A 258-nucleotide genomic window follows, 5' to 3' on the forward strand; every position below is an offset into this window, starting at 1 on the left:
TTTCCATACACAACGCTGTACAACCTAACACCGCACCATCTTGGTTCTTCACTAGGTCCAGAGCATACCACTCGGAGAAAATCGTCGTTTTATACTTAATGTTCTGCTGATATAGGGTATGTAATAACGCATGACCCGTACGGTCAGCAGCAGCAGCGGTACGAGCAGCTTGCTCACCACCAAACTCTTTTGATTGGCCACCAAATGGGCGTTGATAAATCGAACCGTCTTCAAAACGAGAAAATGGCAACCCCATGC

The 258-nt window shown here is 46.9% G+C and carries 1 protein-coding gene; it reads right to left on the bottom strand.

The genetic code is table 11. From position 1 onward, the window contains the following. Positions 1–258: FAD-binding protein (locus tag V0R37_RS22665; protein WP_420376630.1), on the bottom strand; the 258-nt coding region annotated here is incomplete at both ends.

Origin of the sequence: Pollutimonas rozaliensis (genome assembly GCF_048751585.1) — a bacterium.
Taxonomy (GTDB): domain Bacteria; phylum Pseudomonadota; class Gammaproteobacteria; order Burkholderiales; family Burkholderiaceae_B.